The organism is Streptomyces sp. NPDC093544 (assembly GCF_040683495.1).
GTDB lineage: Bacteria > Actinomycetota > Actinomycetes > Streptomycetales > Streptomycetaceae > Streptomyces.
The window spans coordinates 1-7,466 of sequence record NZ_JBFBEA010000066.1; the positions used below are offsets into that span (position 1 = coordinate 1).

The window sequence follows — 7,466 nt, forward strand, 5'->3', positions numbered from 1 at the left end:
GGGCCGTGCGTAAGGCAAGGAAAAGCCGCACTCGCGTATTCATGAGCACCCACCCCCCGTCGGCAGCCCTCAACACCCCGTAAGAAATAGCCACATTTCAGGGTTCGCCCCACGCTTTACGCGCGTTGAACAGGGACAGAAAGAAACACCCGCCCAAGCAGAAAAATACCTAAAAGAGCCAGGGCGGAATTTGTCCGACATTCACGGGAAACCCCATACCCGCACCATGCAACCCCACGACCTACGCCTTGTCCATCGCATAAACTTCCCCGAATCAGGACATCCGTCCACCCTCGGACGTGGCGCACATCACAACGCTCGAGTGTGTTCTGCTGTCAGGTCGCGAGAACGAAGGCCAGCATGTCCATGAGAAGCACCGAGGCGCAGAGGGCCACCGTGTAGCGCGGGGGGTAGGCGTAATTGGTCCTCTGTACGCCTCGGCGCCATTCGTCACTGATTGTGGAGAGAATCTTCCGGGACGGGATGAGGCCGATCGCGAACCCGGCCCAGGTGAAGGAGTACAGCACCAGCATCTGCCGTGCGTTCCAGTGCTGGTACTGGGCGGCACCCACCGCGATCATGCCGAGACAGCACCCGACCGAGATGACGAGGAACGTCACCGTCACCTTGCGCACCTTGATCCAGCGCTGGAAGGCGAAGGAGACGGCGAAGGTGGCGAAAGCCGCCATGAGCAGCAGGTAGACCAGCGGGAGCCGCGCGAGCACGGGGTGTCCTTTCGGCAGCGCCCAAGGGCCGACGGCAGCTGCGCCGCCGACCCTTGGGAAGTTTTTTCAGCTTATCCGTTCAGAATCCGACTGCTCCCAGCAGACCGGTGACCGGCGATATGAGATCGTGCCCGAACTGTGTGATCTTCGTGGCCACAGGAGCCACCACCTTCGGGCCCGCCGCGCTGAGCGCCCCGATCCACTTGGACTGACCGAAGGTGAGCAGGCCCAGAGCGGCACTGGCGGCGGAGCTCTTGAACTCACTGCTCGTCCAGCCGTAGCCGACTCCGGTGAACAGGACATTGAGTCCGGCGAAGCCGAGGGAGGTGACCCCGAGGCCGAGGGCCCACGCTTCCACGACCGGGGTGAGGGGCCCGGTGAACAGACCGGCGAGGCCGACGCCGGCGGAGAGCAGGCCGAAGCCGATACTGGCCCAGTTGGTGACGTTCGCCATGAACTGTGCGCCCTCCTTCCACCACGGAAGGCCGCCCTTGACGTTGTCGTTGTCGGCTGTGTCGGCCGGGTTCTTGCCGGTCTCCCGGGCCTCCCGCGCGTCCTCGGCCGCCTGCTTGGCCGCCGCCGCGATCTCGGCCTGTCGCTTGGCTGTGGCGATCACGTGTGCCTGGCTCGCGGCGACGGCCGCCGTCCGCGCGTCCTTGCCCGCCTGGATGGCGGATGCGCGAGCGGAAGTGGCCGATGCCTGGGCCGAGTTGGCGGAGGCAACTGCGCTGCGGGCAGCGTCCACGGCGCGGTTGGCGGAGTAGTTCGCCGAACGCGCGGCCGTGCGGGCAACGGTGGCCGCCGCCGCGGCCCGGTCGGCAGAGGCCTGCGCGTCCGTGGCCGATTGCTCGGCGGCATCCGCGTGCGCGTCGGCCTGCTTCGCGTAGTCGGCGGCCAGGTCGGCCGACTGCTGGGCCTTCTGCGCCCATGTCACCGCCTCCGCAGCGGCGTTGCGCGCCTTCGCCGCCGCCTCCTGCGCACGGGCGGCGTCCTCCTGCGCCTTCTGCGCAATCTTCGCAGCGGCAGCGATCGCGCCCTGCATGGCGGCTATGTGCGTGGCGGAGTCGTAGTCGAGCTGCGCGGTCTTGTACTGCACGGAGGAGACGAAGTGGCGGCGCATCCACGCCGGGCCTTCCAACGCGGCCTGGGCGTGGGCTTTGGTGTACGGTCCGGCGGTGGCAAGGAGGGTGGCGGTGGCGACACCGTCGTCCTCCTTCAGTGCCTCCACGTAGGTGGCGCTGAAGAATTGGTTCAGCGCCTCCGGGGTTCCGGCGTTCAGCGCGTCGTTCGCCACCCGGGTCACCGCGCTGCCAGGGCCGGCGGCCAGGATGCGGGAGACCGCGACGCGGTGGTCCGTCACGGCGGCCTCGATCAGGCCGGTGGCGAGGAAGTTCGTGCCTGCGTCCGGGGCATCGCTCTCCAACGCCCTCGTCGCGGCGTCGGCGACGTCCGGGCTGGCGATGGTCTGGGCAAGGTAGAGCGCGGTCTCCCGGTCGTCCTGCCGCTGCGCGAGCTGCCGGTCGGTGTCGATCCAGGCATGGACGTCGGCGTCCGCACCGCTCAGGGCGAACCGTGAGGCCTCGCGCGACCAGGTACCGGTGGAGTTCGCCAGAGCGATGGCCGCCTTGCGCCCGACCGTGGCGGCCAGACCCGTGTCGCCCGCGGCCAGCGCCTCCTCGGCACGGGATATGAGGTCCTTGGTGGCCTGGTCGTTCTGCGCGTCCTGCGTGCGCTTCCCGGCGAGTTCCGCCGCCTCCTCAGCCTCGAGCTCCGCGAGCAGACGGCACTCCTCGATCGCCTGCTGCTTGTCCTGGTCCAGGCGCTGCCACTCACCCTCACGCGCCTGCTTCTCCACCGTGATCGCCTGGTTGACGGCGTCGGTTGCGGTGTTCGCCGCCTTGGTGGCCTCGTTGGCGAACTCGGTGGACTTCTGCGCGTACTCCACTGCCTGGCCCGCGTACAGGACGGCCCACTCGGCCGCAGCGGCGGCCTTGTCGGCGTGGGTCGCCGCGCTGTTCGCGGCGTCACGTGCGGTGCGGGCGGCTGTCGCCGCCGCGTTCGCCAGAGCCTGTGCCGTTCCGGCGGCGCTGGTGGCGATCGTGGCGTTGGTGCTCGCGATCTGTGCCTGCCGCCTGGCCTCGGCGGCCTCGGCCTGCGCCGCGCCCGCGGCCGTGGCGGCCGCGGCGGAGGAACTCGCGGCGGATGCCGCGTTGCGGGCGGCCGAGGCGGCGGCGGATCCGGCGCTCGCGGCCTGGGCCGAGGAGGTGGCAGCCGCGTCGGCGGCCGCTGCCGCGCTGCGCGCCTTCGCCGCGGCGTTGCGGGCGGCGACGGCGGCCGACTTGGCGGCCGATGCCTTGGAGGCGTCCTTGGACGCGGCGATGGCCGCGTTGTACGCCTTGGCGGCGGCGGAGCCGGCCGTGGACGCGGCCTGGCTCGCGGCGGTGGCGGCGTAGGCGGCGCGGCGGGACGCTTCGATGGCGGCGTGCGAGGCGCGGATGGCCACCCGGGCCGAGTCGGCGGCGCCGGTCGCCGCCTCGGCAGCCTTTCGGGCGGCGCTGGCGGACTTGGCCACATCGTTCTGGGCGGCCGCAGCCTCGGCCGCGGCCTTCTCCGCCGCCTCCTTGGCCTTCGCGGCGGCCTCCACGGCGCGGGCGGAAGCCTCCTCGGCCTCCTTCGTCTTGGCGTCGGCCTTCTTGCCTTCGCGTACGACGACCGCGACGAGTTCCTCGATCGTCGCGGCCTCCTGGTCACGGGCGCGGGCGATGTGCTGCCCGGTGTCGAGGAACCAGTCGACGTCGGCCGCCGAGCCGTCCAGGGCGCGGGCGGCGTACTTCTGCACCTCCGGACCCGCCTGCACCATGAGACCGCTCACCTCGACGCGCATGTCCTCCAGGCGCGCGGTGTACTGGCCGTCGAGCAGATAGTTCTCCAGAGCGGCCTGAGTACCCGTGCTCAGAGCGGTGTTCGCGGCGCGGACGACGGCCTTGCCGCCGTTGGCCATCACAGTCGAGGTGACGACGTTCAGGTCTTCCAGGATGGCTGACTTGAAGCCCGTGCCGAGGAAGTCGGCGATGGCCACGTCACCGCCGTTGAGGGCCGCGCCGGCCTCGCGCCGGGTGCCCTTCCCGCCCCCGGCGAGGGCGGTGACGATGGCGACGCGGTTGTCCTCCACCGTCAGCTTCGGCAGATCGACCGTCAGGAAGGTCTGGACGGCGGTGTCGGAGCTGATGAGCGCGGTCTCCGCGGCGGCGCGGACGGCCTTGCCGCCCGCGAGCCACGCGGTGACGACTTTCGCCCGGTCGGTGTCCGGCAGGGCGAACGGGTCACCGTCGTCGCCCTCCGGCTCGTTGGTCGCGGCTCGGGCGGACACGGGAGGCAGGGCGAGGCTCGATGCGACTGCGACGGCCGCGGTGGCCGCGAAGGCGCCGAGAACGCGCCGTCTGCTCCAATAAGTGGTGTTCACATAACTGGTGTTCACAGTTGTCCTTCGGGATCGATGCCCGGCGGCGCGGCGCCGGACAGAGTGATGTGTCAGCCACGCACGTGTCCCTTCAGGGCATGCCGCCGCGAGTCTCTTGGGCTCCGGGCGCGGCTGAATCGCGCTACGTGCCTTGATCAGAGAGGGCTCACACGTTGGTCCCGGCCCGAGGGCCGGAACATCGGACCAACGCGGGCGTGAAGGTTGCTGCGGTCCACGGCAGCCGGAAAGTCCGCATTCGCGTATTCATGAGCACCCATCCCCCGTCGGTGGTCCTCAATACTCCGTATGAAATAGCCACACTTCAGGGCTTACCCCACGCTTTACGCGCGTTGAACTGGAACGGAGAGAAGCGCTCACCCGGGCAGACAGAGAGCCGAAAAGGCCCAAGGGTGCGCTTGTCCGACATTCACGGGAACCCCTTAGCGCACACCATGCAATCTCATCACCCGCACCTTGTCCATCGCATAAATTTGCCCGAATTCCGACATGAACCTATTCGCGGGAGTCACGCACATCGCAATACTTGAATACGAGATGTCCTATGGGGAAGCTCGGGCGCCATGTACGAGAAGAGGGCGTGGGTGTAGTCCTCTGTTCGGAGAAGTCGTCCACAGGCGGGTGCCGTTGCCGGTCCGGTTCGTGCGCCGCGCTTCATGGCCCGACGAGCGGTGATGTGTGCGGGCACAACTGTGGGCCGGGCTCCCCCTTCCGGGGAGCCCGGCCCACGTCGGTCGCTACGTACGCAAGGCGAACATGGCCACTGGTCTAGCCGCCAGGGCCCGCGCGCCGCGGGCCCTGTCAGGGGCGCTTAGCGGATCGCCGTTCCGAAGGCGCTGCCCGCGGCGGGCAGGCCGTTCTGGCCGGGCTGGTACGTCGTGACCGCCCCGGTCGTGCCGGATGCCGCGGTTGCCCATGGCAGGGCGTGCACGGCGCCGTAGGTGGCGGGGCCGTTGGGCGCACCGATGTAGAGCTGGGTGCCGGTGGCGTGGATGAAGTTGCCGATCAGCTGGCTGCTGCCCGGGGTGCCCGGCAGACCGGAGCCGTTGCCGGCCTCGATCCAGAAGTCGGTGTCACCCGGCGCGCCGAGGAGAGAGAAGGTCTGGACGGCGCCCGCGGCGCTCGCCGTACCGATGTCCTCGCCCGGCGAGCCGACCGCCAGCCGCAGGCTGGCGGCGGTGCTCACCGAGTTCAGCGTGGTGTTGACGGCGGACACCTTCGCACCGAAGCGGTCGTTGACCGCGGTGACGTTGGCAATGCCCTCGGCGTCCTGGTTGATGTCGGCGAGCTCGCTGATGGCTCCGGCCGCGGTCACCCGGAGAGTGACCACTCGCCCGGCGTCGGTCCGGTTGGCGGTGCCCACTGTGAAGGCCTCACCGGGGGAGCCGACGGCGAGGATGGAGTCGGTCGCGGCCGAGGCGTCGGAGGGGCGGTACGCCACCGCCGAGAGCGAGGACCCGAACTCGTCGTTGGCCTCCGCCGCACCGCTGATGCCAGCAGTGTCCTGGTCGACGTACGCCACGGGGGTCGGGATGCGAACCGAGTTCAGCGCGTGCGAGAACACCCACACCGCACCGGAGGCCGCGTTGTCACCGACGGCCTCCGCCGGGGCGCCGATCGCGATGTGGTTCGGCGAGGCGGTGATGGACGTACCGAACCGGTCGCCCGCCTCTCCGACGCCGGTCACGCTCTCCGTGTCCTGGTTGATGTTGACGTTGGCGCTGCTGCGCAGGTAATAGACGCCGCCGGAGTCCGTGATGGTGCCGATGTCCTCACCTGGCACGCCGATCAGCAGGTACGGCTCGCCGAGGGCAGTGTGCCCGGCGGCCAGGGAATGACCCATCCGGTCCGCGGTCTCCGACGCGGACGAAAGGATGGCGCCCGAGCCGGCGCCCTGTTCCAGCGTCACGGACGCCTCGCCCGTGGTGAGACCGTCCCGGGCGCCGTACAGCACCTGTGCCTGGCCGGCGTCGACCACGGTGCCGACGTCCTCGGCGGGGACGCCGACGACCAGGTCGGTGCAGCCGTCCTCGTTGCGGTCGAACACCGCGAGCTGCTCGCCGAACCCGTCGCCGGCCTCGGCGCCGCCCGGCACGGCGGCGAGGTCCTGGGTGAACTCCGCGTTCCCCTTGCCGCCCCCGTATATGACCCGCACCAGCCCGGCGTTCACGTCACCGCCGACGGTCGCCTTCGGGTCGCTGACCGCTACATCCTCGACGCCGTCGCAGTTGAAGTCGGTGACACGGGGCGCGCCGACCTTGGCGTTGACCCAGGCGCGTACGTCGTCCACGCGGGTGTCGACCGCGGCGGTGCTGGTCACGGCCGCCTCGACGCCGAAGCAACCGCCCTGCGCGGAACGGCTGTTGACCGCGACCAGCTCGGCCGTTCCGTTCGTCACGCGCAACGCGGGGCCGCCGGTGTCGCCCATGCAGACGGCCGCCCCGTCCTTGCCGGTGACGCCGATGTCGGGCGTGATGACTGAGTCGACGGTGAATGCACCGGTGTGCAGCTTGAGCGGGGCCCACTCGTCGGTGGTACGGCCGTATCCGGCGACTTGTAGCTCCTCCCCGGCTGCGGGAGTGGTGGTGCTGATCGTGACCGGCGTGACGTTGGTGACTGACCGGTCCAGCCGGGCCAGCACCAGGTCGCGGTCGGTGTGAGGGACGAGCTCGACAACGTTCCGTACCACGCCGCTCGTGGTGGTGAGGTCGGTGCGGCCGATGGTGGCAGTGGTCTTCAGCGCGGGTTTGCCCGCGGGCACCGTCAGGCTCGTGGCCGGGTTGTCGGCGAAGCAGCTGGCGGCGGTGAGCAGCCACTGGGCGTTGACGAGGGTGCCGGTGCAGGCGCGGGTGCCGTCGCCGATGTCGAGGCGCGCGGTGAAGGCGTAGGTGTTGTCGGCTTGGGCAGTGCCGGTGACGGCCTGGGCGGACTCGGCGGCCACCGTCAAAGGCGCCGCGATCAGTGCCGCGGCCAGTGCGAGGAGCCGGGCGGGTCTGGTGTGCTGGGTGATCATGATGTCCCTGGTATGAGGTCTGCCGGTTCGGTGGGCACCGGACGGCGGAAGGGTGATGAGGAAGTGGCCAAGTCGCGGCTTCGGACGCGGGCAGCACGGCCTGGACGTGACACTCGTCGTCCGGGGGTCCGGTGTGCTGTGCTGGGGGTCCGGTGTGTTACTTGGTGGTCCTGATTTCGACGAGCAGGAATTCGCGGCCCTGCTCGTCGGCGCTTTCGCCGACCGGGGTCCAGGTGTTCTTGGCGATGTC

Annotated in this window: 3 protein-coding genes; all 3 read right to left on the reverse strand. The window is 69.9% G+C overall.

The window, feature by feature from the left end; genetic code table 11:
• Positions 1-335: 335 nt before the first annotated feature.
• The 3 genes from AB0N66_RS42245 to AB0N66_RS42255 all read right to left on the reverse strand — a co-directional run bounded on the left by AB0N66_RS42245 (position 336) and on the right by AB0N66_RS42255 (position 7,216).
• Positions 336-725, reverse strand: a complete 390-nt coding sequence (locus AB0N66_RS42245) for a hypothetical protein (RefSeq protein ID WP_365446264.1) — start codon at positions 723-725, stop codon at positions 336-338.
• A 79-nt stretch (positions 726-804) separates the two neighbouring features.
• A complete protein-coding gene (locus AB0N66_RS42250; RefSeq protein ID WP_365446267.1) occupies positions 805-4,203 on the reverse strand; it encodes an ALF repeat-containing protein in 3,399 nt (1,132 codons plus the stop codon).
• 811 nt (positions 4,204-5,014) lie between these two features.
• Positions 5,015-7,216: a trypsin-like serine protease gene (locus AB0N66_RS42255; RefSeq protein ID WP_365446270.1), complete on the reverse strand. Its 2,202-nt coding sequence runs from the start codon at positions 7,214-7,216 to the stop codon at positions 5,015-5,017.
• Positions 7,217-7,466: the final 250 nt, after the last annotated feature.